32 protein-coding genes are annotated in these 26,961 nt (G+C 60.4%); 28 read left to right on the top strand and 4 right to left on the bottom strand.

The features are described from left to right. The 26 genes from FZF01_RS07440 (at position 1) to FZF01_RS07315 (ending at position 23,593) form a co-directional block, all read left to right on the top strand. Complete coding sequence (locus FZF01_RS07440) at positions 1 to 2,226, top strand: VapE domain-containing protein (RefSeq protein WP_150277874.1); 2,226 nt, start codon at positions 1 to 3, stop codon at positions 2,224 to 2,226. Then, the gene (locus FZF01_RS07435) at positions 2,223 to 2,597 is read left to right on the top strand and encodes a hypothetical protein (RefSeq protein ID WP_150277530.1); all 375 of its coding nucleotides are present in this window, start codon (positions 2,223 to 2,225) and stop codon (positions 2,595 to 2,597) included. Before FZF01_RS07440 ends, FZF01_RS07435 begins: the two co-directional genes overlap by 4 nt. Positions 2,598 to 3,208: 611 nt before the next feature. After that, positions 3,209 to 3,595, top strand: a complete 387-nt coding sequence (locus tag FZF01_RS07430; protein ID WP_188434287.1) for a DUF1275 family protein — start codon at positions 3,209 to 3,211, stop codon at positions 3,593 to 3,595. After that, positions 3,595 to 4,041 (top strand): HNH endonuclease signature motif containing protein, encoded by a 447-nt coding sequence (locus FZF01_RS19775; protein ID WP_150277529.1) that lies wholly within the window; start codon positions 3,595 to 3,597, stop codon positions 4,039 to 4,041. The genes FZF01_RS07430 and FZF01_RS19775 overlap by 1 nt, the downstream gene beginning before the upstream one ends. Before the next feature lie 106 nt (positions 4,042 to 4,147). Further along, complete coding sequence (locus tag FZF01_RS07420; RefSeq protein ID WP_150277528.1) at positions 4,148 to 4,624, top strand: P27 family phage terminase small subunit; 477 nt, start codon at positions 4,148 to 4,150, stop codon at positions 4,622 to 4,624. After that, the gene (locus FZF01_RS19560) at positions 4,510 to 6,312 is read left to right on the top strand and encodes a terminase large subunit (RefSeq protein ID WP_223825455.1); all 1,803 of its coding nucleotides are present in this window, start codon (positions 4,510 to 4,512) and stop codon (positions 6,310 to 6,312) included. Before FZF01_RS07420 ends, FZF01_RS19560 begins: the two co-directional genes overlap by 115 nt. A 47-nt stretch (positions 6,313 to 6,359) precedes the next feature. After that, on the top strand, positions 6,360 to 7,532 hold the full coding sequence (locus tag FZF01_RS07410; RefSeq protein ID WP_188434289.1) for a phage portal protein: 1,173 nt from the start codon (positions 6,360 to 6,362) through the stop codon (positions 7,530 to 7,532). Continuing rightward, positions 7,507 to 8,172 (top strand): HK97 family phage prohead protease, encoded by a 666-nt coding sequence (locus tag FZF01_RS07405; protein ID WP_150277525.1) that lies wholly within the window; start codon positions 7,507 to 7,509, stop codon positions 8,170 to 8,172. The genes FZF01_RS07410 and FZF01_RS07405 overlap by 26 nt, the downstream gene beginning before the upstream one ends. Positions 8,173 to 8,177: 5 nt before the next feature. Next, positions 8,178 to 9,470 (top strand): phage major capsid protein, encoded by a 1,293-nt coding sequence (locus tag FZF01_RS07400; RefSeq protein WP_223825437.1) that lies wholly within the window; start codon positions 8,178 to 8,180, stop codon positions 9,468 to 9,470. A gap of 60 nt (positions 9,471 to 9,530) precedes the next feature. After that, positions 9,531 to 9,866, top strand: coding sequence for a hypothetical protein (locus FZF01_RS07395; RefSeq protein WP_150277524.1), 336 nt, complete (start codon positions 9,531 to 9,533; stop codon positions 9,864 to 9,866). Further along, on the top strand, positions 9,866 to 10,186 hold the full coding sequence (locus FZF01_RS07390; protein ID WP_150277523.1) for a head-tail connector protein: 321 nt from the start codon (positions 9,866 to 9,868) through the stop codon (positions 10,184 to 10,186). The genes FZF01_RS07395 and FZF01_RS07390 overlap by 1 nt, the downstream gene beginning before the upstream one ends. After that, positions 10,183 to 10,731 (top strand): hypothetical protein, encoded by a 549-nt coding sequence (locus tag FZF01_RS07385; protein WP_150277522.1) that lies wholly within the window; start codon positions 10,183 to 10,185, stop codon positions 10,729 to 10,731. Before FZF01_RS07390 ends, FZF01_RS07385 begins: the two co-directional genes overlap by 4 nt. Further along, positions 10,728 to 11,351, top strand: coding sequence for a hypothetical protein (locus tag FZF01_RS07380; protein WP_150277521.1), 624 nt, complete (start codon positions 10,728 to 10,730; stop codon positions 11,349 to 11,351). Before FZF01_RS07385 ends, FZF01_RS07380 begins: the two co-directional genes overlap by 4 nt. 54 nt (positions 11,352 to 11,405) lie before the next feature. After that, positions 11,406 to 12,122, top strand: coding sequence for a hypothetical protein (locus FZF01_RS07375; RefSeq protein WP_150277520.1), 717 nt, complete (start codon positions 11,406 to 11,408; stop codon positions 12,120 to 12,122). 63 nt (positions 12,123 to 12,185) lie between these two features. After that, complete coding sequence (locus tag FZF01_RS07370; RefSeq protein WP_150277519.1) at positions 12,186 to 12,620, top strand: hypothetical protein; 435 nt, start codon at positions 12,186 to 12,188, stop codon at positions 12,618 to 12,620. Positions 12,621 to 12,641: 21 nt separating this feature from the next. Then, positions 12,642 to 13,427 carry a hypothetical protein gene (locus FZF01_RS07365; RefSeq protein WP_150277518.1) on the top strand — a complete coding sequence of 262 codons (786 nt, stop codon included), beginning with the start codon at positions 12,642 to 12,644 and terminating at the stop codon, positions 13,425 to 13,427. Next, complete coding sequence (locus tag FZF01_RS07360; protein WP_150277517.1) at positions 13,424 to 13,786, top strand: hypothetical protein; 363 nt, start codon at positions 13,424 to 13,426, stop codon at positions 13,784 to 13,786. Before FZF01_RS07365 ends, FZF01_RS07360 begins: the two co-directional genes overlap by 4 nt. A gap of 175 nt (positions 13,787 to 13,961) precedes the next feature. Next, entirely contained in the window at positions 13,962 to 15,992 is a 2,031-nt protein-coding gene (locus tag FZF01_RS07355) for a BAR domain-containing protein (protein ID WP_150277516.1), read from the top strand. Positions 15,993 to 15,994: 2 nt separating this feature from the next. Then, positions 15,995 to 16,495, top strand: a complete 501-nt coding sequence (locus FZF01_RS07350; protein ID WP_150277515.1) for a hypothetical protein — start codon at positions 15,995 to 15,997, stop codon at positions 16,493 to 16,495. A gap of 3 nt (positions 16,496 to 16,498) precedes the next feature. Next, positions 16,499 to 18,208, top strand: a complete 1,710-nt coding sequence (locus FZF01_RS07345) for a hypothetical protein (RefSeq protein WP_150277514.1) — start codon at positions 16,499 to 16,501, stop codon at positions 18,206 to 18,208. Beyond that, complete coding sequence (locus FZF01_RS07340) at positions 18,209 to 18,667, top strand: hypothetical protein (RefSeq protein WP_150277513.1); 459 nt, start codon at positions 18,209 to 18,211, stop codon at positions 18,665 to 18,667. A gap of 11 nt (positions 18,668 to 18,678) precedes the next feature. Next, positions 18,679 to 20,220, top strand: coding sequence for a hypothetical protein (locus FZF01_RS07335; RefSeq protein ID WP_150277512.1), 1,542 nt, complete (start codon positions 18,679 to 18,681; stop codon positions 20,218 to 20,220). Between the two features lie 2 nt (positions 20,221 to 20,222). Further along, positions 20,223 to 20,942, top strand: coding sequence for a hypothetical protein (locus tag FZF01_RS07330; protein WP_150277511.1), 720 nt, complete (start codon positions 20,223 to 20,225; stop codon positions 20,940 to 20,942). A gap of 32 nt (positions 20,943 to 20,974) precedes the next feature. Beyond that, positions 20,975 to 22,855, top strand: coding sequence for a collagen-like domain-containing protein (locus tag FZF01_RS07325; RefSeq protein ID WP_150277510.1), 1,881 nt, complete (start codon positions 20,975 to 20,977; stop codon positions 22,853 to 22,855). Next, entirely contained in the window at positions 22,768 to 23,382 is a 615-nt protein-coding gene (locus FZF01_RS07320; protein ID WP_150277509.1) for a hypothetical protein, read from the top strand. Before FZF01_RS07325 ends, FZF01_RS07320 begins: the two co-directional genes overlap by 88 nt. Next, the gene (locus FZF01_RS07315) at positions 23,339 to 23,593 is read left to right on the top strand and encodes a hypothetical protein (RefSeq protein WP_150277508.1); all 255 of its coding nucleotides are present in this window, start codon (positions 23,339 to 23,341) and stop codon (positions 23,591 to 23,593) included. Before FZF01_RS07320 ends, FZF01_RS07315 begins: the two co-directional genes overlap by 44 nt. A gap of 323 nt (positions 23,594 to 23,916) precedes the next feature. On the opposite strand, the gene FZF01_RS07310 is transcribed toward FZF01_RS07315, so the two are convergent. Next, complete coding sequence (locus FZF01_RS07310) at positions 23,917 to 24,615, bottom strand: hypothetical protein (protein WP_150277507.1); 699 nt, start codon at positions 24,613 to 24,615, stop codon at positions 23,917 to 23,919. A gap of 170 nt (positions 24,616 to 24,785) precedes the next feature. On the opposite strand from FZF01_RS07310, the gene FZF01_RS07305 reads away from it, so the two are divergent. Then, a complete protein-coding gene (locus FZF01_RS07305; RefSeq protein WP_150277506.1) occupies positions 24,786 to 25,352 on the top strand; it encodes a hypothetical protein in 567 nt (188 codons plus the stop codon). Between the two features lie 39 nt (positions 25,353 to 25,391). On the opposite strand, the gene FZF01_RS07300 is transcribed toward FZF01_RS07305, so the two are convergent. From FZF01_RS07300 to FZF01_RS07290, 3 genes are all read right to left on the bottom strand, one after another. Continuing rightward, positions 25,392 to 25,604 carry a carbon storage regulator gene (locus FZF01_RS07300; protein WP_150277505.1) on the bottom strand — a complete coding sequence of 71 codons (213 nt, stop codon included), beginning with the start codon at positions 25,602 to 25,604 and terminating at the stop codon, positions 25,392 to 25,394. 67 nt (positions 25,605 to 25,671) lie between these two features. Further along, positions 25,672 to 25,965, bottom strand: a complete 294-nt coding sequence (locus FZF01_RS07295; RefSeq protein WP_150277504.1) for a hypothetical protein — start codon at positions 25,963 to 25,965, stop codon at positions 25,672 to 25,674. A gap of 121 nt (positions 25,966 to 26,086) precedes the next feature. Further along, entirely contained in the window at positions 26,087 to 26,365 is a 279-nt protein-coding gene (locus FZF01_RS07290) for a hypothetical protein (protein WP_150277503.1), read from the bottom strand. Between the two features lie 287 nt (positions 26,366 to 26,652). Here FZF01_RS07290 and FZF01_RS07285 point away from each other — a divergent pair. Beyond that, positions 26,653 to 26,961, top strand: a 309-nt coding sequence (locus tag FZF01_RS07285) for an N-acetylmuramoyl-L-alanine amidase (RefSeq protein ID WP_190325445.1), incomplete at its 3' end; no start/stop codon positions are given.

Raw genomic sequence — 26,961 nt, 5'->3', positions numbered from 1 at the left:
GTGTTTGACGATGTGCTGGCCCAGTTCACGGACTACGGCCTGCAGGTGGATCTGCCTCTGACCTTCGGCAAGATAGTCAGGGTGAAAGCGGAAGGCGACAAGGGTCGGGAAAAGACCGGCTGGTACGCGGCGTATGACCACCGTACTGAGAAGGGCGACACGCTGATCTTCGGTTCATTCGGTAACTGGCGGATGGGCGAGAAGCAGAACATCAAGATGAAGGGCGTGAAGCTGAGCGATGAGGATCGCGAGCTGATGCGCGCCCGGCAGGATGAGGCGAAGCGCAAACAGCAGGAGAAGCAGGAGAGAGCGGCCGCCCGGGCCGCAAAGCGTGCTGCGGGGGTGTGGGCCCAGCTGCCGACCAAGGGCAGCAGTGATTACCTGGCCCGCAAGCAGATTGTAGGCTTTGGGGTGCGTTATGCACCTCGGTCGGGTGCCTTCCTGGTGCCAATGAAGAACGCTCGCAGCAAGATCGTCGGCCTCCAGGCGATCTACCCCGCGGTGCAGGAATCGATGGGTCGGGACAAGACCTATTGGCCCTATGGGGTGGCGAAGGAAGGGGCGTATCACTTGATTGGCCCGCACCCTGAGCCGGGTGAACCGATCCTGATTGCCGAGGGCTATGCCACTGGTGCCAGCTTGCACATGGCTACCGGGCTGGCCGTGGCTATGGCGTTTGATGCGGGCAACCTTCTGCCGGTCGGTAAGGTGCTGCGAGAGATCTTCCCGGCACGGCCGTTGATCTTCTGTTGTGATGATGACTGGAAAACCACTGACGCCAAGGGCGATCCATATAACCCTGGGTTCGAGAAGGCGAAGAGCGCCGCGGGAATCCTCGGGGGCGAGGTGGTAACGCCCGTATGGATAGGCGAGCGGGGCGAAAAAGAGACCGACTTTAACGATCTGCACGTGTCGGCCGGGCTTGAGGAAGTGCGCCGGCAGGTGATGCAGGTGGTGAAGCCCCCTGCTGCCGGCGGCTGGCTGGATAAGCTGCAGCGATCGGACAGCGGGGCATTGCACCCGCATATGCATAACATCAGTTTGATCCTGGGCAATGATAAGCGTTGGAAAGAGGTTATCGCCTTCAACGAATTCAGCAGCAAGATCCTCAAGCGGCGCACGCCTCCCTATGGCGGACAGGCCGGGGAGTGGTCCGATCTGGACGATGTGCGTGTCACCAGCTGGCTCGCCGAGCAGTACAACCTGCGGGTGAAGTCCAGCTCAGTAGTTGAGGCAGTGCTGCTGGTGGCTGCGAACAATGCCTGGCACCCGGTACGCGAATACCTGACGGACCTGGAATGGGACGGCAAAACCCGGCTCGATTTCTGGCTGCATGCTGCGATGGGGGTTGAGAACAGCGTCTACTCGATGAAGGTGGCGGCGCGCTGGATGATCAGTGCCGTGGCTCGGGTGATGAATCCCGGCTGTAAGGCCGACAGCGTTTTGATTCTCGAAGGCGGGCAGGGCAAGGGTAAGTCAACGGCGCTGTCTGTGCTGGGCGGGCCGTGGTTCATGGATTCGCCTATCAACCTCGGCGACAAGGATGCATTTCAAGCGATCCGGGGTAAGTGGATCGTGGAGCTGGGCGAGCTGGATAGCTTCAACAAATCCGAGTCCACCCGGGCCAAGCAGTTCTTCTCCGCATACATCGATACATACCGTGAGAGCTACGGCCGCAGAACAGTGGACGTGCCACGGCAGTGTGTTTTCGCGGGTACCACCAACCAGGAGGAGTACCTGAAGGATACAACGGGCAACCGCCGCTATTGGCCGGTGCTGTGCCACGACATTGACCTGGCGCTGCTGCGAGAGACGCGGGACCAGCTATGGGCTGAGGCCGTGGCGCGATATGAGGCGGGTGAGCGCTGGTGGGTCGAGAGCCATGAGGCCGGCGACTTTGCCGAGCAGCAGGACGCGAGGTACATGGTCGACGCCTGGGAGCACCCGATCCGTGAGTGGCTGGAGCAGCCAGACCGCCTTGAGGTGATCACGGGTGACCAGATCTTCGCCAGTGCCTTGAAGCTGGATCTGGGGCATTGGGGCAAGCCTGAGCAGATGCGAGTTGGCCACATCATGCACCGGCTGGGCTGGACACGTAAGCGTCTGTCCGCTGCCGGTCGTAGCGGGATCCGGCCTTGGGGTTACGAGAAGCCGGCCAGCTGGAAAGCCGCCGGCGCTGCGGCCGATGCCGAAGAAGCTGAAAAAAAGAAGGAGGAGCCGTTTTGATCAAGCCAATCGATGATCTGCTGGTGGCCTGGGCTGAGGTTCACCGGATGCTGATGAGGGGCGAGCCTGTGGGGCCGCTGGGAGTGAAGTGCAGCCTGGCGGCAGCGATTGATTCTAAGGGCGTTGTGATACCGGCGACCACGCGGGGAGGTTACCAGGGGGATCCTCACTTCCCGATCACTGAACTGGCTGTGACCCAGTTGCGCTATGACCTGCAGCGCGTCGTGTATGAGCACTACCTACTGCACCCTGGTGAGTACGCAAGCAACGCTAGATCGCTGGGCTATGGCTGCACCCGGTCGTATTACAACGCACTGGACACAGCTCATCAGCATATCCGTCACGCGCTTAGTGAGCGCCTAGCAGCATGACTCTGTCTCGCCTGGCTTACCGTCCCGCTTCTGTCCAGCTTGGGTTTTGCCCTGCTGGACAGCGGAGCGGCATAGCCTGCGCGGGTTTGTCCTGCCGTCCCACCTTAAAGCGAGTTTGCTCACACACATACACATGCGCCCATATAGGCGCCCACGCGCCCGCGAGCCCCTCCGCGCACAATATATCTATATTAGTGAGACAGTCAGACAATTATATAAATATCAGTAAGTTACCGAGACTCTCAGCGTTTTCTGCTAGAGGGACAGTAGGACAGCCGTTAAGAGCGGGCGAGGTGATTCAGACTTATTTACCGACATTCTCAGGATGTTTGCAGGTTATTGACCGGACATTAGCCGATGGCATTAAATCCCACTTGCTGCCACTGCAATGGAAGGGTACAAAGTAAGCACGCTGTATAGGTGCGTCCGAATAGACCACCAACTGATCAACCTGAAACCCGGCCCTCGCGCCGGGTTTTCTGTTTCTGGCGTCCGGCTTGTCACAAGGCCACGGAACGACGCCACCTTCCATCGGAGCACTGCTCCTTTCCCTGCCCTGGTGGTGGGGTTTTTTATTGCTAACCGACAACAGGCGCTTGCCGGGGATGACTATGAGGATCAGAGATATGAGTGAGCCGGTATCCAGCGGGCTGGCAGGTGTTGGCCTGGTCAAGATCGCCGGCTTTCTGTTCGGTGCCACGTTCGCCTCTATCGTGGTGATGGCGATGACTCAGCCCAAGTCAACGCGGGAATGGGTGGTCGCGCTGATCTGTACCGTGATCGCTTCCATCTGTGGCGGGGCGTTCGTCGTCCAGTGGTTCGAGCTGCACCGCTGGGCTGAGGTGTGGGAAGGATCGGTAGCGCTGGCCGGGCTGCACTTCGTATGCGGTCTGCCTGCCTGGGTGTTCGTGCGGGCTTGGTTCGTGTACGCAGAGAAGCGGCAGACGATGAGCCTCACCGACATGATCCGTGAGTTGCGAGAGGCATTGCGCGGCTGATGCCCTCCGCATCCAAGTCAGTGTGCACCCAGCCTAGCTGCACCCGTGTTGCCCCCTTGGGTCAAACTCGTTGCACGCAACATCAAGAGGAGTGGGCCGCTCGCCGTCAGGTTCAGGTAGCCAAGGCGCACAAGCAGTACAACGAGCGCCGGCCGGAATCTGACAGCTTCTACCGCACCGAAAGGTGGAAGAAGAGGAGCCAGCAGTTCAGGAGGCTTCACCCGCTATGCGCTGAGTGTGAGCTGATCGGGCTGGTTGTTCCCTCGAAAATGGTCGACCACATCAAGCCATATCGCGAAAGACCGGACTTAGCCCTCGATGATGATAACCTTCGGGCGCTTTGCTGGCCGTGTCACAACCGCGTAGGCGCGAAGGTACGCGAACCCGGTACCTCACCCCGAGTCGAGCCGCGCGTCACCACGGCGACGAGCAGAGGCAGGGGGTAGGGGGTGCAAATCCTTTAGACCGAAATGCTCCCGAACGACGGGGGGATCCATGTTTCGCCGCACGGCGGAAATTCAAACAGGGGGGGGGTTAACCAGACCCCGGACTATGAGCGACTTACCTATTGAAGTCCAGGCGGCGGGCAGTGAGCACGCGGTCGCGGCGACCTCAAACGAGGTTCAGTCGCCGGATTGCCCGATTGATTTCTCGCCCGATGAACTGAGGGTCTGGGATTACATCTGTGACCAGCTGCGCAAGGCTGGGCTGTTGCACATGACCGCCGGACTGGCGATCTCTGTGATTGTGAAAAAGTACCGGCGCTGGCTGACGGCGATCGAGCTGCTGGACAAGTACCTGGAGGAGAACGACGGAAACTTTCAGGTGAAAACACCGAACGGCTATGAGCAACCACACCAGCTGGTGCACTACGTCGATAGACAGGAAAGGGAGCTGCTGCGATGGCTACCGTCTTGTTGCCTGACGATACCGACCTTCGCGAAGGTCAAGGCGCTGGAAAAAGGCGCAGAGCAAGGCGACCTGTTCTTAGACGAGATCCGAAGCTTTATGCAGGGGCGACCAAGCTAATCCCCAAAGAGCTGCACCCCTGGGATGAGTACGGGGTCGCGGTTCTGCGGGGCAAGATACTGGTTGGCCGGCTGACGTTCCTGTCGGTCAAGCGCCACTACCAGGACCTGAAGAAGGGCGCCAAGCGGGGCCTGTGGTTCGACCCGTCCCGTGCCGAGTACATCATTGAGTTCTTCCCGAAGTTCCTGCGGCATATCCGCGGCGAACACACGGGCAAGCCGATTGATTTGGAATGCTGGCAGCAGTTCTGGCTGGCTGTGCAGTTCGGCTGGCGGCGGACCGATGGTACCCGCCGCTTCCGCCAGTGGTATGAAGAGGTTGCCCGCAAGAACGGCAAAAGCACCAAGCTGTCTGGCATCGGCCTGCACCTCTCGGCGTTCGATGGCGAGCCAGGTGCGAAGGTGTATACCGCCGCGACCAAGCTGGAGCAGGCGAAGATCACCCACGGCGACGCAGAGCTGATGGTGCAGTTTGCGCCTGGCTTGAAGCGCCTGTTCCGTAGCTATCGCAATCGGCTGTTTGTACCCGGTACCGCCAATGAGTTTGTGCCGCTGGGTGCCGACGCCAAGACACTAGACGGCCTGGATCCGCACGGCGCGCTGTTGGACGAGCTGCACGCGCACCGCACCCGCGAGATGTGGGACGTGATCATCTCGGCGATGGGTGCTCGGCGAGAGCCGATGCTGACTGCGATCACCACCGCTGGTTTTAACCAGAACGGGATCTGCTATGAGCAGCACCAGCTGCTGATCGACATCCTGGAAGGCCGGATCGTCAACGACAGCGTTGGCGGCGTGATCTACACCCTGGACGAGGGCGACGACTGGACCGACGAGCGGCTGTGGTGCAAGGCCAATCCGAACCTGGGCGTATCGATCCGGCTGAGCTACTTGCGGGAGCAGGTGACTCTGGCCCAGCAGATCATCGGCCAGCAGGTCAACGTACTAACCAAGAACCTGAACATCTGGTGCCAGCAGGATGATCGCTGGCTGGATGTGAAGGGCGTGTGGGATCCCTGCGGTGAAGCATTCGATATCGAGATGCTCACTGGCCGCAAGTGCTACGGCGGGCTGGACCTCTCGACCGAGACTGACCTTACCGCGTACGTGCTGGTGTTTGAGCCGATCCCTGAGGATCCGCTGATCTACGTGCTGACCTGGTTCTTTGTGCCCGAAGCCAACATGGATCGGCGTGCGAAGGCTGACCGCGTGGCCTACCCGCTATGGGCAGCCAGCGGGGCGCTGGAGGCCACCCCCGGAAACGTGGTGGATTACGAGCGCGTGCGCCACGTGATCAACGAAAGTGCCGAGCGCTTCGATGTGCAGGAGATCGGCTATGACCCATGGAACGCCACGCACCTGGTATCGCAGCTGATCAACGACGGCCGCGAGATGGTCAAGCTTGCTCAGAACTTCGGCAACCTCAGCGCGCCCACCAAGCGTCTTGAGGGCCTGCTGCTGGGCAAGACACTACGCCATGGCGGCCATCCGGTGCTGCGCTGGAACGCTGAGAACGTGGCCTTGCTGCGTGACAGCAACGGCAACTACCGCCCACACAAAGGCAAGAGCACGGAGCGAATCGATGGGATAGCAGCACTGCTCAACGCATTGAACAGGTTGATGGCTGCGATCGAAGAGCTTGACGACGTGAACTCCGCTTACGAATCCAGAGGCATCAGAACAACGTGAGCATGCTCAAACGACTTAACCCGTTCCGGCGTAAAAGCACGGACACGATGACCTCCCGCGATCTGCTGGACATGATCGCCGCCGGCAGCATGGCTTTATCTGGCGTGCATGTGAATGCTGAAACAGCCTTGCGGTATGCGGTGTTCTTCGCCTGCATCAAGGTGCTGTCCGAGGATGTTGGCAAGCTGCCGTGCAAGCTGCACAAGCAGCGCCCTGGACGCGGCTCTGACGTGGCCAGCGGGCACAAGGTGCACCGACTGATCAGCCGGCGCCCCAACGACTACATGACCGCCCAGGAGTTCTGGGAGATGTGCACCGCGCACCAGGTGATGCGCGGCAATTTCTACGCCTGGAAGAACATGGTGGGTGGCGAGGTGGTTGAGCTGCTACCGCTCAACCCTGGCTCGGTAGTGCCGAAGCTGCGCGAGGATTGGTCGCTGGTGTATCAGGTGACCTTCGCCAACGGCAAGACGGACGTGTTCACCCAGGACGAGATATTCCACGTTCGTGCCTTGACGCTGGATGGCTACAAGGGCGTGGGCGCTCTGGAGTACGCCAGGGAGACGATAGGACTCGGCGTGGCAGCGGAGCGCCACGGGGCCAAGCTGTTCGTCAATGGTGCTAAGCCAGGCGGCGTGCTTGAGACCGAGCAGGTGCTGAAGGATGACACCTTCAAGCGCATCAAGGACAGCTGGAACGAGATGCACCAGGGCACAGATAACGCCCACAAGGTGGCGATCCTGGAGGGTGGCATCAAGTGGGCCTCCATCACCATGAACAACTCCGACGCCCAATGGTTAGAGGGGCGCAAGTACACCGACACTCAGCTCTGCGGGCTGATGCGGGTACCGCCGCACAAGATCGCCAACCTGGAGCGCTCGACCAATAACAACATCGAGCACCAGGCGTTGGAGTACGTGACCGATGCGCTAATGCCGATCGTGACGCGCATCGAGCACAAGATCCGCGTGAGCCTGCTCAACGAGCAGGACGAGGAAGACCATTTCGCCAAGTTCAACATGAACGCTCTGGTGCGTGGCGACATGAAAGCGCGTGCGCAGTTCTACAAGGACATGGTCTACATCGGCGCATTCAGCCCCAACGACGTACTGGAGCTGGAGGACCGCAACCCGCGGGAGGGTGGGGATATCTACCTCACACCCACCAACATGAACATCAATGGAAGCACCGCCAATGAATCGCAAAACAGCGACCGCTAGCAAGCACCTGGCCACGCCATTCAAGCTCAAGAGCATCAACGATGACGGCACCTTTGCCGGCTACGGCTCTGTGTTTGACGTGGTCGACAGCTACTCAGACGTGGTGCACAAGGGCGCTTTTCAGGGCTCGCTTGATGCCTGGAAGGAGCGCGGTGGCCAGCCGGCCATGCTATGGCAGCACAAGTTCGATGAGCCCATTGGTATCTACACCAAAATGGAAGAGGACGATGTGGGCCTCTACGTAGAAGGCCGGCTGCTGATTGATGACGACCCGCTGGCCAAACGCGCCTATGCGCACCTGAAGGCGCGCAGTATCACTGGCCTGTCGATCGGCTACGACATTCCCCCCGGCGGTGCCGAGTGGGATAACAAGGCCGGCGTGTTCCGGCTCAAGAATATCAACTTGTGGGAAGTGTCACTGGTGACATTCCCCGCCAACGACGCAGCCCGAGTAGAGACGGTGAAGCACGCTCTGCAAGGGCCACGTCAATTCGAGAAGTTCCTGCGTGACGCCGGACTTTCCCGAACCGAAGCCAAGGCCCTCATGGCTGACGGCTACAAGGCGCTCAATCTGCGTGATGCAGGCGGTGATGACCTACTCAGCGATATTCAGAAACTTACATCACAGTTAAGAGGTTGAACCCTATGCAAACCCCAAACCCCTTGGCCCGCTCCGTTGGCGTGGCCCACCTCGGTGGCATGCGCCGCCGTGAAGCCGGTGGCGATAGCCATGGCGAACTGCGTACCGCGCTGACTGAACTGGGCGCCGCCTTCCAGGAATTCAAGAAGTCGAACGACGAACGGCTGGAGAAGCTCTCGAAGGGCGCGCCGGACCCCCTGATGGAAGGCAAGGTGGATGCGCTGAACGCCAAGCTCACCGAGCTGGAAGCGTTCAAGAAAGCCACCGAAGACAACCTGAAGAAAAAGAACCGCCCCGGTACCTCGGGTGCGGATACCGAGACGACTGCTGAACATCGCAAGGCGTTCGAGGGCTACGTGCGCAAGGGCCGCGACGACGGCTTGCGCGAGCTCGAGCAGAAAGCCATCAATCTCGGCACCAACGAGGACGGCGGCTTCGCAGTACCCGAAGAGCTGGATCGCAACATCACACAGCTTGAGCGCGATGCCAGCACCATGCGCATGCTGGCCAACGTCATCACCGTGGGTACTGAAGAGTACAAGAAGCTGGTGAACATCGGTGGCGCTGGCTCCGGCTGGGTCGGCGAGACAGATGCGCGCCCTGAGACCACCTCACCGAAGCTCGCACAGATCGCCCCGTTCTTTGGTGAGATTTATGCCAACCCGGCGGTCACCCAGAAGTCGCTGGATGACATTTTCTTCAACGTCGAAGGATGGCTCTCTGAGGAGCTTTCGATCGAGTTCGCTGAGCAGGAAGGCGAGGCATACGTGACCGGTGACGGCGTGAAGAAGCCCAAGGGCATTCTGGCTTACCCCAGCGCGGCGACTACCGACAAAGCGGGTACTCGCCCGTTCGGCACCATCCAGTTCGTCACCTCCGGTGCAGCTGCTGCGCTGAGCGATCCGGATCGCCTGATTGACCTGGTGCACAGCCTCAAGCGCGGCTACCGTCGCAACGCGGTATGGCTGGGCAACGGCCTGACGCTGGCTGCGCTGCGCAAGCTGAAGGACACCGAAGGCAACTACCTGTGGCGCCCCGGCCTGGAAGCAGGAGAGCCGGGCATCCTGCTGGGCTATCGCTACGAGGAAGACGAGAACATGCCCGATGTTGCGGCTGACTCGCTGCCTCTGGCCTTCGGCGACATCCGCCGGGCGTACACCATCGCGGACGTGCAAGGCACCCGCGTGTTGCGCGACCCCTTCACCAACAAGCCTTACGTGCACTTCTACACCACCAAGCGTGTGGGTGGCGGCCTGATGGACAGCACTGCCATCAAGCTGATGAAGGTCGCGATCTAAGGTCCAGCAACCGTAAGCAGAAAGGCCCTAATCGGGGCCTTTCTCATTTGAGGTCCGATCATGAAAAAGACACTCGTAGTGCTGCTGGCCGCGTTCAAGTATTCCCCCGATGGAATGAAGGTGATCGAGCTTGAGCCGGGCGAGCATGAACTGCCTGAACGGGCAGCGCAGGTTGCCCGGGAGATGGGGATTGTTGATGACTCTGAGGCGAAGCGCCAAGCCGAGGAGGAAGCAGCCACCGCCAAGGCGGCGGCCGAAGCCGAGCAGAAGCGTCAGGCCGAGGAGGAAGCAGCCAATGCAAACGCCCCAAGCAAAGCCACTGAGCCCCCCATTCAACCAAGCAAAGCGCCCGCCAAAAACAAAGCGCCCGCCAAGGCTGATGCCGGAGCCAAGTGATGCTGAACATCAACGCGGTGAAGGCGCACCTGCGGGTAAGGCATGACCAGGAAGACGAATACATCGCGGCCCTGGTTGAGGCCGCTGTGCAGGCGTTTGACGATCAGACCAACCGCAAGTTGGTTGCCACGGCAGAGGAGCTGCCCGACCCCGTGACGAATGAGGTCGTGCTTAACAAGGCGATCGAGCAGGGTGCGCTGCTGCTGATTGGGCAGTGGTACAGCAACCGCGAGGCTGTGGTGCTTGGCACGATTGTGGCTGTGATGCCGCAGGCAACCAACGCCCTTTGGGGCCCTTACCGCTGGGTGAATATTGGATGAGAGCCGGAAACCTCAACACCCCCGCCAACCTCCTCGAGCTGAACCCCGACCTGCAGCCCGTTACCATTGACTGGCTGTGGGTGGGGATACGGGCGAAGGAGGGTGCTACCCCGGCGCCGGTGGGTTTGCGCAGTAGTGCGCAGGTGACCGTGCGGGCGTGGTGGGATGAGCGGTTGCTGCAGGGGCGGTACCTGGAGGCGGGTGGGCGTTTGCTGCACATCGATAACGTGCGCGATGTGATGGGCGATGGGGTGGAGGTGCAGATCGCTGCCACCGAGCTGATTGGCGAGCCCGCGCAGCTGATGTCGGACAGCAGCGGGATCCGCTGTTGCCGGGTTTTCCTGCAGCATGAGGCCCCGGTACTGGACACCATGCAGCAGGTAGTGGGCTACAAGACACGCGCCGAGCTGGCCCTGATCGAGACGGGCCGCGCTGAGCCGGGTGACGGATTGGAGGTGGGCTCGGTGAGTTATCGGGTGGTTGACTACGACGACCGCAGCGATGACGGCGTGGTGCGCGGGGTGTGGCTGGAGCGTGTGACGTGAAGGTGACCCTCACCACTCGGAATGTGCAGCAGGCGCGGGAGGATCTGGGCAAGCTGAACCGCCGCATTGATCCAGTGGTGCGCGGCACCTGCAACACTACTGTGACGACGGTGCGTAAGACCGAACTGCTGCCTGACCTGTCTCGCATTATTGGTGGCGGCCGTCGCAACATTAACCGCAGGCTGATCATTAAGCGGGCCGGTAGCAAGCGTACCAACGCCCGCATTATTCCATCCTCCTCTGGCGTGCTGGTGGAGCAGTACAAGAAGTGGGGCTTCAACGCGGTGGACCCTACGCGGGCCATTGTGTGGGTGCAGGGCATTACCGGCCGCAAGATCGCGGCGGGCTTTGTTAACCCCAAGGGCAGCAAGCGTAAGCCGCTGCGTACCGAGAGCCGCCGCACGGCCAGTGTAGGTAAGCTGGGCGGTGCGCAGCGCACATATCGGTATGGCACCGCCAAGCCGGAGCCGGCGCTGGGGCCATCGGTGGCGTACTGGTTTCATCTGATGATGACCGGGGCGCGGCTGAGTAAGATCCAGACGATCCTGGTAAACGAGTTTGACCGGCGGCTGCAGGCTGAGATAGCCAAGGGGATCCGCACTCCGACCAGACGGAAGTGACTGGGTTCTTCGTGCGGGCTATAGTCTTCCTCAGTTGACTAGGGAGAAATGACTATGGAATGTCCGAAGTGCCGTTATGAACCCACTATGGCCGAGCAGGCCGAAAGCCCAGGCATCTGCCCTAAATGCGGTGTGGTATATGCCAAAGTTCAGGCGCAGAGAAACGGTAAAGGAGGAGTCACGCAAGGCCCTTCAATCGCTTCGCAAATGGCGGCGACTGCAAGGCCTTCGCCCCCGCGTGCTGTAAGCAACGACAATGAGCTTGTTGCGATCGACGGGGAAGTTGTTGTGACGGGTGTGCAAATACCGTTCTTTAGCTTGATATGGCTGATGACCAAGATCATCTTGGCAGCTCTACCAGCGATGATGCTTGCGGCATTCATCGTCTTCCTGCTCGTTACGTTTTTTGGAAGCGCTATCTCCAGCTTCAACCAGTACTCCGGCGCAAGCGCAACGCCGCCTTCCGCCATCTCTGCTGAGGCATTGCGATCCCGTGCCGCTGCGACTGCCCGGTCTGGTGGTGCTGAATCCTGCGAGATCATGCAGGAGCTGGGCGGGGCCATCATGACTGGCCACCAGGGTGGAATGCCGATGGCTAATGCTATTTCCGCCGTGAAAGGGAATGGTGAGCACAGCGATGAGATATTGAGCACGCTTGTCACCTCGGCTTACAAACGCCCTAGGCACCCCACGTCTCTTGAGCGACAAGAGCAGATCGATACGTTCAAGCGAGAGACTTATGACTGGTGCGTTGAGAACAGCTTTTACTAGCCCGAGCGCAGCACGATAAACCCCAAACCCGCCCCGGCGGGTTTTTTATTGCCTGGAGTTCCCATGACCAAAGCCACGGAGCTGGACAACGCTCTGAGCGATCGGCTGGCCGGCATCTCGCAGGCGGCTGGTTACTTCACTGACATCCGCCAGATATATGGCCCGCTGGACCGCCCCAGTGATCGTGCTGAAACGCCGTACATCCAGTACCGCATGCTGCGCGACACCCGCGAAGACACTGCAGGCCGGCAGGCATTGCGCCGCCGGGCCTATGCGATCGAGGTCACGTTTTCAAAAGCTGCACCCACCTCTGACATGGACCGCGTACACCTGGATGTGATGCGCGCCATGGGCTTTAACGAGGTGGATGTAGACAAGCGCTTCCCTGGCCTGGACGACGGTGAGGATGAAGCAGAACCGCAGTACCCCGTTGATGGCGTGACGACGATGCGCCTGATCATCACCCTCGCTGTGCTGTACAGCGAAACCTACCGATAGGCCGCAGGCCAGGAGAAACACATGGACCAACTCTACACACAGCTTTTCCGCGGCCATACCAGTGTGGCGCCGTACCCCAGCTGGGGGCTTGAGGAGATATTCAAGCTGCAGAACGTGAGCGCCGAGGGTGAGACCACGGAGATCAACGTACCCAACCCGACCCGCATCGGCCTGCCGGAGCTTGACGGGGTGACCTCTACCTCTGCCATCAACATCACTGGCGAGGCGGTTGACTTCAGCCCGCGCGCGGCTGCCATTGCACTGTACGGCTCGGTTGAGCGGGTGCCCAGCGGCAACGTGGTAGACGAAGAGCAGGACGCCTACGTGGGCGGCGATATTGTACTGGATCACATTCCGCTGGCGGTTACCGACGTGACCAGCGCAGATGGTATTACAGAGTACACCCGCGGGGTGGATTACTCCGTGATGCCGGGCGGCTTGCGCATTCTGGCTGGCGGGACGCTGGCCACGGCGATTGCTGCCGAGGTGGCTGGCACCGATGGCCGCAAGAAGCTGCCGATTCTGGTTACCTACAGCTACCCCACTGTGGATCTGATCAAGCCATTCACCCAGGGCCGCAAGTTCTACCGGGTGATGTTCGGCCAGGTGAACGAGGGCGGTGCGAACGAGAAGCGCCGCATCAAGTGCTTCTATGCGCGCATCAACCTGAACGGCGGTATGCCCATCACCCAGGGCGCGGAGTTTGGTGTGATCCCGGTGAGCATCCGCTTGCTGCCTGACCCGAACATTTTTGAAGCAGGCGATGCAGCGTTCTACACCATCGAGCATGAGGTGGTTGAGGCATGAGCGAGTTGAGTGTGTTGTTCCCCAAACCTGTGACGGTGCCCATGGGCGCCACGCAGGTGACGGTGAGGCCGGTAACGCTCGAGCACTTTGAGGCGTTCGGCAAGGCAGCCGGGGAGCTGCTGAGCATGCTGCAGAACGCGACCCCGGCGCAGATCTACGCCTACGCCCGGCAGTCCGGCGCGCTGGATGTTGTGCTGGGCAGCTGCACAAGCCTGGGCCGCTGGCGGCGCAGGCGCTTGCCTGCCGCTGCAGCCGTGAGCCTGATGTTTGCGGTGATACAGGTGAACTCCTCTTTTTTCGACCAAGCCCTGGTTCAGGCGGCAAGCCAGTTGGCTGGCTCTACGTTGTCCAGCAGCTGATCGAGCGTGGCCACCCACTCGCGGAAGTGAAGGGGTACACGCTAGACCAGCTTGAAGGATTCCAGAAAGCCATCGCCAGCCACGACCGCCACCGCCGGCATGACGCCATCCTGGTGGCCGCGTCGGCCAGGGCCAAACCAAGCCGCCTCAAGAACACACTGCAGGAACTCCTCAAATGAGCAAAAAGGCCCGCGTGCAGCTGGTGGTGGACGGTAAGAACACCGCCGGCCCCGCGTTCAAACAGGCAGACAGCCAGCTGGACCGGTTCAGTTCCAAGGCCAAGAAAGCAGGCCTTTCGCTGCTGGCTGCATTCTCGGTGGGCGCTGTGTCTTTATTCGTCAAGCAGAACGCTCTGGCGACCGGCCAGATGGTGCGACTGGCGGAGCTGTCGGGCACTACTGCGGAGAAGTTTCAGGGCTGGGCGTTTGCTTCTAAAGGTCTGCGCATCGAGGCGGACAAGCTGGGCGACATCTTCAAGGATGTGCGCGACAAGGTAGGCGACTTTCTGCAGACCGGTGGCGGGCCGCTGGCTGACTTCTTCGAGAGCATCGCGCCGCAGGTGGGTGTGACGGCTGACCAGTTCCGCGATCTGAGCGGCCCGGATGCGCTGCAGCTGTATGTATCCAGCCTGGAGAAGGCCAACGTCTCGCAGAACGAGATGACGTTCTACATGGAGGCGATCGCCAGTGATGCGGCGTTGCTGCTGCCCCTGCTGCGCGACAACGGCAAAGAGTATGAGCGCCTGGCACAGCAGGCCAGAGAGCTTGGCCTGGTGATGAGTGAGGACGTGGTGCAGGGCGCCAAGGCGTTCGAGCGTTCCGCTAATACGGCGAGCGCTGTGTCTGAAGGCTTGGGGCAGCAACTGACCGCAGAGCTGGGCCCTGCGATGAACATGTTTACCGGGGTTTTGGTTGACACATCGCGCGAGGGAAAGATCGCCACCCGGGTTGCCGCGCTGCTTGGCGCGGTAATCAAGGTTTTGGGTACCGCTGTACTCATCGCTGGTGATGGCTTCGGCGCCCTGGGGCGATTCATTGGTGGTACGGCAGCAGCCGCGGTATCCGCAGCAAAAGGGGACTTTACCGAAGCTGCGGACATCATGCGGCAGATCGGGGAAGACAACGCCCAGGCCACTGGCGAGATGATGGGCAAGATTGCCAAGCTGTGGGACGGCACCTATGAACAGGTTGGCGAGACGGCGTCCAGCGTAGCCGACCAGCTCGAGCAGAGCGAGAGGCGCTCCACGGCTGCGGTGGTTGGTGGCACCGAGGCAAAGAAGAAAGCCTATACCGACATGGTCGAGCTGGCCAAGGGCAAGATCAAAGAGCTGACCGATGCTGAGCGCGATGCCAACAAGGACGTGGAGAAGTACCGCGACGAGCGCCTGGATATTGAGAAGCGCTATGCCGAGGCGCTGAACCAGCTCGCCGGTGGCGGGGCGGGTGAGGCCAGCTATGGCAATGCCCAGAAGCTGAAGGTGAACGCCCGCAACGCCCTGCAGGCCGGGGACTATGAGGACGCCCAACGGCAAGCGCAGGCCGCACTCAAGATGCTGTTGGAGCTGCAGCAGGCCGGGGAGAACACTTACGGCTTTGCCGGGTTTGCGAAGGAGCTGCAGGACATTGAGCTGAGCGCAAACAAGTTTCAGCAGACCGATGCTGACGAGAAGCTGAAGGCGATCAAGGCCGAGCTGCAAGAGTTGAAGGATCTGACCGATCTGGAGATCAAGCCGTATATGTCTCCGGAGGCGATCAAGACCCTGGAAGACCAACTGAGCAAGCTGGGCAAGCTGCTGGGTGATGCATTCGTTATTACCCCCACGCTGGCGGTGCCTGAGTCTTCTACGTGGAATCTCACGCCTGATCGCACCACCAACCCCAAGGGCTATGCCACTGGCACCCCCAGCGCTCCGCCCGGTCTTGCCTGGGTGGGTGAGCGCGGGCCGGAGCTGGTGGCCTTTGGCGGTGGCGAGCGGGTGTTCACGGCTGATGCCAGCCAGCGCTTGGCCAGCGTGCTGAAAGGGCTGCGTGCCACGCAGGATGACATGGGCCTGACCTCCGCCGCGATGGATGCCGCCGAGAACGACTTCTCCGCCGGCGCGGCTATATACCTGCCGGACGGTCGGCAGGTGAATGCGCGGTTTCAGCAGGGCGGCCTGGACGAACTGGCCACCTATGTGCGGCTCGCGAAACTGAGAAAGGGGTGAGCATGTACCACTTGATGCTGGGCGGTGTGCGAATAGCTCACCAGAGCGGCTGGCCAAACGTGACCTATGAGCCAGAGGGCGGTACCTCCAGCGTGCGCCTGAGCGAGGGCAAGCTGGTGGAGATGTCGCACTGGGAAAAGATGCGCATCTCGATCAGTGGTAGCGGGCTGATGGGTGCGGGGCTTGAGGGTGTGGACTTCCGCTCTGACCTGGACCTGTGGAGCATCAAGGCCATGCGCCTGAACACGGCCAGCCTGACAGCTACGCTGACCACCGAGGTGAGGCCCGATGCGCCGGTGTGGTGCGATGCCCTGCTGGAGGATGGCCGCGAGCAGCGCACGCCGGTCACCATGGATGGTCGCGTGGCAACCATCACGCCTGTGGCGGATGCCGTGCAGTACAGCATTGGCTGGCTGCCTCGCTTTACCGTGCGCTGCCGCCGCCCGACTGAAAGCAGTGAAACCCGAACCAATGACTGGCAACTGATCTGCCTTGAGGTGTAACGCATGCTGAACAGCCTCCCGCTCAACAGCGCGCCGCTCAATTCTGTTGCCGTAAGCGATAGCCAAACCATAACCATCCAACCAGGTGGCAGCTTTACCTGGCGCTGGGCCGCCACGCTGGCGGGCGTTGATGTATCGGCCACCCTGGCCGGGCCAATGCGGATCGAGGCCGTAGAGGATGGCGACCGGGTAGCCACGTTTGATCTGTGGCTTGGCCCGGACCCTGTGACTATTGCGGATTACGCCGGCATGGCCGTGACGCTGGACTTTGTGGTGATGGGCGATCCGGTGTTGGCTGTGCGGCTTTTCACTGGCTCACTGGTGCAGCCCGAGTTCGATGTGCTCACCCGCGTGCTCAGCTGCACGGCCACCACGCGCCTGGCTGACACCATCGAGGCCATGCCGATTGAGCTGATCGACGCGCTGGTAGCGGGCCAATGGTCCGTGGATGTATTTGAAGAAACCGCCGGACGTTCGCGCTGGGAGTACGCGCAGGAGCGACTGAGCACCCGCACCGCCAGCCTGTGCGCTGGGCGGGACGGGCAGCCGCGCATTGTGGAGTGGTACCCGGCGGGCACTGCCTATGAGTTCGCCCCCGGCAGCACGGCATACCAGAGCCTGGATATATCGCTGGCCAGCCTGAGCGACACCACCAACGTGGTCGAGCTGGAGATGGACTACCGGTATTCCCGGTACCGAGAGCGCGGGCAGAGCTATAGCTGGCTGAACCCCGCGACGGGCGGCAATACCAGCATCACCGGCTTTAACGCATGGCGTGCCGACAGTACAGAGCTGCCTGACATTCAAATGGTGACGGACGCGGTCGAGAGCGCAGGGTGGTTTATTACCGCGTCAGATTGGTACCGCTTGCCCGGTGACCTGCCAGAGCTGCCGCAGCCCTGGTACAACAAAAATATTGATCTGCTGTTGGGGGCTGACTTCACCACGGCGTTCCGCTGGAGCCAGCGCGCCGTCGAGGCTTACCGGTTCCGGTTGGAGGTTGCGGCCGCCGTGGCGGCGGTGGGAGAGGTCATCACCCGTGACCGCGTGGTGCTGGATACCGACACGGATGCGGACGCGCTGTGGGAGTCCAGCCGCACTAATCCTGCCGCGGTAACAGGCGACGAGCCTATCGATCAGCTGCCGCGCCGCGATCAGCCCCGGCTTGATGTGGCAATCAACACCGCGCTGGCTCGCGCCAGGTCGCAGCTGCTGCAGGCTCAACGGGGTAACCGCGTGAGCTGGCAAGTGCCACTAGGCCATGCGCTGGACGTGGATATCGGCCAAGGCATCAGGTTGGCTGACCGCGCCACTGCGACGGGCGTTGTGGTGGGGCTAACCGCTGAAGGCGACCAGGAGACCGGCTCAGCCATGCTGACCATCACCCTGGCTGTGAGCCGCGGTGAGGCGGAAGCGGTGGCTGATGTGCTGGCCCCGCCAGATCCTCCGGAGTTTGTGGACGTGGTAGCGCCTATCATCAACCCGGTGCTGCCCACGCAACTGATCAAGGATTCGTCCAGCCCGCCCTATAACGAGGAGATGCCCGGGTTTGCCGGCAGCTACTCGATTGGCACCTGGCCTCCGGAGAATCGCTACCCCCGCCGCTTTGCGATTGACGCACCGGAAATACCTGAGCAATGGCGGGACGAAATCACCGCGGAGCGCGCCGTAGTTATCCGCGTTGCGCCCCCTGTTGATGTGCTGGAGATATAAATGGCTACCCCTACTGAACGATCCACGGGCATTCGTGAGCGCCTCAGCGCGCGTTCCAACGGCCTGAGCAGTCGCACCAATGCGCGGGCGGACGGCATACAGGAACGACTTGATGCTCGCCATCAGCGCAAGGCGGGCGAGCTGGTACAGAACCTGCTCGACATGGCCAACCCTGGCAAGCCGCTCCCCACACTCAAGCGCGAAGAGCCCCGCGGCGGCATCCCCCAGCGTCGCGGTTACAGCGAGGTGAACCAACAGCCCGGCACAGGCGGGCAGGGAGGCATTGCCGGCCCCCTGCAGGAACTGGACATCGACCAGCGCGAATACTACGCCCCGCTACTGAGCAGTGACGGCCTGTTTGCGCTGCCGCAGATCAAAATGCTGCAGATGACAGACGGCGGCGGCAATCCGTTCCAGGTGCAGCTGGCTGATCCGCACCCGCCAGAGCCTACGCCATGAGGCGGGCGTTGATGTGGCCCTGGCATGGCCCCGTCGCGAATGGCGCCATCACCCTTACTGATGAAAGCACACGACCTTACCCGCAACCCATCGACACCGTAGGCCCCGACATTTACGCCGGCCCCGGCGATACCCATCTGATCACCGTGCCGGGTATTGACCCCATCACACCGGAAGAAGAGGCTGTTGCGCCCCCTGGCGGCGAGTGGTGGGCCGGGCAGGCGCTGATTACCGGTGCCAGCTTGTACGGCCAGGCGCTGCGAGGCTGGATCTACCAGGCCGAGGACGGCAGCCGCTGGCGTGTTCATATCCGCAATGCGGTGGTGAGTGCCTCGGACACGGTGGGCGAGTTTGTTACCCGGCGCTTTGGCGAGTGGCATGTAGAGCCGCAGGAGAAGGTGCAGGGGTTTGCGTTGGGCTATGGTCGTGCAACAGGGGCAGATGCGGCCAAGGTGTTTGCTGACCTGCGCTCATCCGCCAACGGTGTATTGCGCCTGCATAGCGTCAGCTCCACTGGCCGGCATGCCGTGTTGGCCCTGGCAGCGTATCAAAGCGCCAACGTCTCACCTCTGGACAAGAAGCCGCGGCCCTACCGTTTCTACCTGTGCAGCGTGACGGGTACCGGCGCCGATCTGTTGGTGAACGTCAGCCTGCTTTATGACATCGCGGACATTCGGCCAGCCAGCATATTCACCGAGCCGCCCATTGATAACCGTATCCTGGGTTATGTGCTGGGCCCTGAAGTGGCGCGCTCCCCGGCGACGGAAGACGGGGTGTATGTGGGCGACCGCGTGACCTATGATTTTGCAACCGAGGTGCTGACCGGGCCCGGTGGCGGCACGGACGTACCCCGCGCCGGCGAGTACACCGAGCATTACCGCTGGATGTGGGCTGTGCGCTTTGCTGATGAAACCCCGGTGCCGGTTTACTTCCACCTCGGGCTGGTCAGTCAGGTTACGAACAACGGCCTTCAGTGGGAGACCGCCACCCAGCGCGTGCAGGTTGAGCGCACAGACGGCACCACTCAGATAGAGGTATTGGGCCTGGCTCAGTTGGCTGGTACCAGGGTGGCCAACACGGATGCGGTATTTGAAACAGAGGGCGCTGCGCAGAACTGGATTCAGCCGCTGCCCTGCAGCGTGACCAGTACCGTGTCTGGCGATGTGGTCAGCAATGTGTATCTGGTGGGCAGCGAGACAGCAACGGTCGGCGGCCAGGATCTGGAGAATCTAGGCAGGCCGCCTGGGGCGCTGTTGACCGGCGACAACCTCAGCCGTCGCCCGATCGCGCAGGTATTCGCTGGCCCGAAAGACTCGCAGCTGGGCTCTGAAATCAACGTGCAGTACCTGCTCGACCTGTTCAGCAACAACTGCATGGGCCTCAGCACGCGCAGCACCAGCACCGCCGGCAGCTATGTCGGCGCCCTGACGCCAGACGGACTCAAAACCAGCACCGGCACCTGGTCCGAAACCAACCTGTTGCAGTACGGCAGCTACAACCCCAAAACCGGGCAGATCATCATCGCCGCCCCCACGCCCGTCAACTGGATATAACCATGCAGAAATTCGCGAACAACTGGGCGACTGTGCTGAGCGCGCCCCTGGCCAGCACAGACAACACCCTGACCGTGCCCACCGCCCAGGCGGACAAGCTGACGTTTGCCTCTGGCGATTACTACGACCTGACGATTGACCCGAACGGTGACGCCCCTGAGATCCTGCGCATCACCGGCAAGAGTGGCGGGGTGCTGACGATTGGCTCACGCGCTCGCGAGGGCACTGTCACGCCTGGCAGCTGGGCGGCGGATACCGTAATTGCTTGCACTGTGACGGCGGCATTTGCTGAGCTGATACAGCAGGGCGGCGCCTCCGCAGGATCGCCTGCGATTTTGGTAGACGAGGAGGCCGGTACTTTTGCCGTGCCCGCGGGCGCTGCCAACGTATGCGTATTTATGGGCCTGGGTGATGTTGTTTTGGATCTGCCTGTCCCGTCTGCGGGGCAGGGTCATTCGTTCGATCTGTATGTGTCGGGCGGCGCCGAAGCTGGGGATCTTCGATTGCGACTAACCGGGGGGCCGATTTCTATTCTGGGTGGGCCGGCATTTCAAAGCGGTAACGACCTGAACGGGGACTTGGTCATCACTCCCAGCAGCGATTATTTCTATGGCCGAGTTGTATTGAGTAGCGCCTCTACCGAGGTGTCGTTCGGCCTGTTCCTACTGACCTCGGACTCTGCGTGGTTTGCCCTGACGCCCCCGGACCCGCAACCCAACTGAGCAACAACCCGCCTACAGTAACGGAGACACCCATGCAGCCTACCCAGCTCGCACTTGTGATTCATAAGGGCGCGACCTTCCGTGCCCTTCTGCGCGTCATGCAGCCGACGCCCGAATACCGCGATATCACCACCATCAGCCCCACCGCCCCGTTGCGCCTGACCGTAGACCACGGACTGCCGACCGACTGGCCGATCTGGATCGAGCTGGTCCGCCAGTTGCCAGCCCTGAACCGTGCGCTGCCTCAGGAGAGGCCGCACTTCGCGCGGATGGTGGATGCCGAAACGCTGGAGATCAGCACCATCAATGCCACTGGCAGCAAGGCCTCTGGCGGCCAGATCGTGTACTACCCACCCCTGCCGCTGACCGGTGCCACTGCAGAGCTGACCCTGTATGAGAAGGGCGCGGCTGTGGGCACCTTGCCGGTGACCGTGGATGCGGGTGGCTGGGTAGATGTGGTGCTGACCGATGAGCAGACCGAGGCGCTGGAGTGGAGCGCGCTCGAGTACACGCTCGACGTGCAGCTGGGATCGACTGACGTGCTGCGGGTTTATGCGGGCAAGGTGACTGCCATTGCGGCAGGAACTGCTCCGGCCACCTGTCAGGGCTTTGCTGTGATTGGTGGGGACCGTGGGCCTGCCGGGCCAGCAGGCGAACCCGGCCCGGCCTTCCAGGTCGACGCCACTGGGCTGCTCGCTGATCGCTCCGCACACGACGGCGAGGATCTGAACTTCTCGTACCTGGCAACGGACAACGGGATGCTGTACTTCCGGATCGCTGGTGGCGGATGGTCAGACGGCACACCGTTTCAAGGTCCGCCCGGCGAAGCCGGACCAGCAGGCCCGATGGGTCCGGCTGGGGCCCAGGGCCCGGCGGGTGCTGATGGTGCGCAGGGCGCGCCAGGACCACAGGGTCTGCCGGGCCCGGAAGGACCAGTTGGGCCAGCAGGCCCGCCAGGTGCTCAGGGTTTGCAGGGTGAAGCCGGCCCCCCAGGTCCGGAGGGGCCGATTGGCCCGCAAGGTCCGCAAGGTGAAACCGGTGCGGGCCTCGCAATACTGGGTAGTTTGGATTCGATCGCCGAGCTACCCGGCACAGGCATCCAAGGCGATGCCTATATCATCAATGGCGACCTTTGGGTGTGGGCGACTGCGTCTTCTGACTGGGTCAATGCTGGAAACATTCAGGGCCCGCAAGGTATACAGGGCGAAGACGGTGAATCAGGCCCGCAAGGGCCAGCCGGGCCGCAGGGCATCCAGGGCGAAGTGGGGCCGACCGGGCCGACCGGGCCCGAGGGCCCGCAGGGTGTTCAAGGTGTTCAAGGCCCAGCAGGCTCCGCAGGTCCTGCCGGAGAGGATGGACGAGAAGTCGAGCTTCGCAACGACGGGACCCACCTCCAGTGGCGTTACTTGGGGGATGTAACATGGATAAACCTGGCGGCGCTATCGGATCTGGGTAGCGGCGGTGGCGGCGGTGGTTTTACTGCGGTTTATGGTAAAGCGACCAACTCGGCAAACGTAAGTGTTCCAAGCGGAACATTCACTGAGGTCACGCTAAACACCACAGTGCATGAAGCCGGTGGTGAGATACATAATCCAGCGTCAAATCCCGGACGCCTTACGGTCCCGGCAGGCCAGGGCGGAGCATATATCATCGGTGCGGGTGTCTTTTTGTCGGCTAGCAGTTCAGGACGTCGAGTGCTCCGGGTTCAGAAGAACGGCAGCTCTGACATAGTGCGGCAAGATATTTCACCTGTAACTGTACCCACTGCTCCTACTGGGCTTGTTTGTAGTTCTGTCGTTACTTTAGCGGCTGGAGACTACATCACATGCCAGGCATTCCAAGATTCCGGCAGTACCTTACAGGTTATGGTATTGGATTTTTCTCCGATGCTCTGGATGGCGAGGGTAGGATAATGATGGCGAGCATCGTACTGACCGATATTGACCACTGTTCAGGTATAGCCGTATTAGCAGGCCAGCCAGATATTGAAAAATACTGGTTGTCAGGAAATGTTCTGTTTGTGGCTGATGTGCCCCAAGAATCTCTTGAACAGGCTCAAGCACAGTACAGCCCATTTCAGTCGATGAAGACGCAAACGATAGAAAAAAATAACTCACTTTTTGAGCAGGCCATGCTGGCCTTGACCGCAGACTACCCGCCAAGCGAAATCAGCAGCTGGGAGCGGCAGCGGGCCGAGGCACTGGCATGGCAGGCGGACCATGCCGCACCTACGCCATGGATCGACATTGCTGCCCAGGTGCGCGGAGTGCCGCGCGCGGAGTACCTGCAGCGCACTGTCGCCAAAGTACAGTTGTTCGCCCAGGCCAGTGCATTTCTGGTTGGGCGGCGGCAGGCGATTGATGACGCGATAAGGCGGGCCACTACCATGGCAGAGCTTGAAGCGATCCGGATCGACTACACGCTGCCGGGGGCCGCGTAAGTTCTTCGGCGTTGCTCTGTTCGGGCCATGGACCCATAACGCGCTGTGCCGGATCAAGATGGCACGCATCCAGCTGGAGCTGCAGGCGTACAAGGTTCACGTCAAGATCGGCGTAGGGCCGGGGCTGCCGTATCGGGACCGTGAGTTCGCGATCAATGCGATGGTAGGGCATGGAATGGATGCGAAGGATGCGCGGCGGGCGCTGGGGTAGGCCTAAAAACCGGGACTGCTTAACCCGGCACAACAAGGATGCCGCCTTTGAACACGGCACAGGGATAGTAGCGTAAGCGGGTAGGGCGGGGAGTGACGGGGTTCACGTCTCTGACTTGGGGGAAATTTGGTGCGATAGATTCCCCCAGAATCCCCTAAGCACGCTATAGCATCATCAGGATAGATGCGGTTCTAGGGCCTTGCAGCATATCGCAGTCCCGCAGAATAGGGGGTGCAAACGGATTCGAAATCCGTCCCCCAGAGATTCATTCCCATCAAATCAAATCGTAGACAAAAAAGGATGTTGCTGAAACAGGACCGAGGTCATGCATTGCCATTTGTGTGGGCAGGGAACTGGTCGGGTTTGGTCTCGGCTTTTTTGGCTACATGGGTGTTGAGCTCTGTAAAGTACTCGTAATGGGAAATAGAGGCTTCTTGCAATAGCGCGATTAAGTCCAGTGTAATGCACGTCGCCATGCCTATCTCAGCCATTATCTTTTCTCGCATGGCTCCATAGAACCAAAGCCTCAAGGGGTCTTCTGTCGTTTTGAAAAAGGCAAAGCAGTTGTAGGTAGCGATCCATAGAGTTGTTAGTTCCGTCTGAGCTTTGCCGTAGCTGTATCCTGAGGTTAATTCCTCGGTTATATCTGAGTCAGAGAATGTCTGGTACGCCCCTATAACATCCTTGCTGTCTTGCTCGCTTAGACGTCTCAGCAGGGTTTGAAGAACATTGTCTAGCCTTTCGCGTGACGTGTTTTGTACGTGCTGCTCATGCAGGAACGATTGCTGCTCCCGTTGCAGGGTGTGTTGAGCTTTAAGGGTTTGGTGTTGCTGCCAAAGGATCCCAAGGGTAAGTAAGCCTAGCAGTGGTGCGTAAATCCCTGCCATAGCAGAACCCATCTCTGCCCACTGCCCATGGTCTGATGTGATCCTCCAGCCAAAGTGCCAGATGTAGATGGCGATCGGCGCGAGCAGTGCGGCACCGGCGGCAAGAATGGCTAGGGCGAGCTTGAAACGTTTCATGCGGGGCTTCCATGCGGTGGCAGAGTTGCAAGCCTAGCATGCAGGGCTGTGGACAGGTTGTCCCCAAGCAGTTGAGGTCAGATGAGGTTTAATTGCATCCTGCAGCGGCTGGTTTGCGCTGAAGCTCGCCACTACCCATACTCGTTGGATATTAAACGGGTGGACGAATCATGCTAAAAGCAGCAAGGGCAGAGCTGAGAGCGGCGAAAAATGCGCTCGAGCACATGAGTAATGCGGAAAGTTTTGAAGAGTATGAAGACTATTGGAGACAGCTTTTGAACTGTCTTGAGAAGTGTTGGAACAAAGCTGAAAGAGGTTGTCAGCATGTTCGGGATCAGTTTCAGCCATGGCAAGGCAGAACCCAAAACCTACGGAAAAAAGACATGCTGCTTCGCTATCTGAAGCAGGCGCGGGATGCGGATAATCACTCTATTCAAGAGCTTGCGGAGCACAGGCCGGGCGGAACAGGGCTCGGATTTCCGAACGGCTCAGGCCATATTAAAAGGCTGGAAATAGTGAACGGTGAGATTGTCCATTACGAGGGCGATCCTGTAACCCTCACGCACTATCCTTCCAGGCTTCTGGTAAAAAGCGTCGTTAATTCCGGCAAGTGGTATAACCCGCCAACTAGCCATCTGGAAAAGCCTTTGAACTCGGCTGACCCTCGGATTCTAGGGAAGCTTGGGATCGAGTTTTACGAGCGATTCATAGATGAGGCTGAAACGAAATTTTTCTAACTGACTAGCAGATTGACCGGGGTCAAGGCATGACCGTGGTCAAATCTTGCCTTTTGCCTGAGTAATCGGCTGGTCCTGGTTCGGCGATGCGGACGAATCGTCATAGATTATTAGCTCTTCCCGCAATACAAGGATCTCCCTAGGGGCGTCGATACCAATGCGAGCGCACTGGCCATCGGTGTCGAGTATCTCAAGTATCACGTTGTCGCCTATATAAATGCGCTCGCCGATCCGGCGGGTGAGTGCAAACATGGTCTGAATTCCTTTTCAAAAAGCATGAGCATGCCATCGGCCGGCTCGGTTGTCTGCGAACGGGATCTCATTCTGGCCGGCACAGCCAGCTTTGAGCATAAGCCGCCCCGTCGACGAGCTCAATGCCGGAGATTACAAAAGCGTTGGGCGCCATGGATTGCGCGCTCGCGTCCAGTAGGTCAGGTATCTGCGGTTCATTCAGCGGCATCGCGCCCTTCAGCATGGCGATGATGGAAGCGCGGCCGAGTGCACAGCTCTCGTGGTTGATGCGCACGTCACCGCGGATCTCTTCTGCTTTTCGTAGTTGGTCGGGGGTGAGCGGTACGCCCTGGGCTCGCATGCGCCTAACGAGAAAGATCATAGTGTTGGTCAATATGCTGTATGGATGTACAGCATATTGAATGAGGCAGGAAAATCAATCTGTTTGATTCTGGGCAGCCCGGCTGCGTAGGCGGTCTGCAGCCGGGCCTGTTCGGCTGGGCTTATCCTCCGTATTCGTGATGGATGACCTGATCTTTCTCGACATCCTGCAGGCTGTCCCACTCGCAGTCTTGGGGTTCTGCTGAGGCGTCGAGTGGCGGGTAATAGCCGCTGACTCGCCCGGCCCAGGTGGCTCCTGATTGTGATTTGAGTGTTATCTGGATTTGCCCTTGGTGCTCGTCTGACTCCACGAAGACGCGGTCTCCAGACTGAAGGCCGCGGTCAATTTTTGCGTCTTGATCCATTCCAGTCGACATCGTAGTGGCTTTCTTAAAGATCATGCTGAGTGCTCCTGCGTTTAGAGGGAGCAGGTGACGCTATGTGACTGAATGAGGGGTGCAATGGTTAATAAGTGCTTTGCAAGCTCGATGAGGCTGGTGAGGAGCCTGGTCAGGAGGATCAGCCTTTTGAGTGTGTGTTCGTTCATAAGTACCTCAGATTGGCGAGAGCGGGATGCTTTCTTCCGGCTAGGGTGACTTTTTATTTCCGGCTGCTGATCGGTCGGAACCCGACTCAATATGTGCCCGCTTCGGCGGGCTTTTTTATGCCTGCAATTCAGGAGCAACCCATGCAAACGAGAACACTCTTCATCAGCGCCGGCCACTCCGACGCTGACCCTGGTGCTGTGGGGAATGGCTATACCGAGGCCGATATCGTGCTGGAGTTTCGGGACCTGCTCGCCGGCGCGCTGCGCGCCCGGGGTGTTGAGTTCAGCAAGGATGGTGAGCCCGGCCAGAACCTGCCGCTGTCCAAGGCATGGCGGCTGGCGGCCACGCAAGATATTGCCCTGGAGTTCCACTGCAACGCATTCCGCGCGGCAACGGCCACGGGCGTGGAGACACTGAGCTGGCCAGGCCAGATGGATCTCGGCGGGCGC

Source organism: Halopseudomonas salina (genome assembly GCF_008641105.1).
The sequence above is the reverse complement of the archived record's forward strand: the minus strand, read 5'-3'. Positions and strand labels throughout refer to the sequence as shown.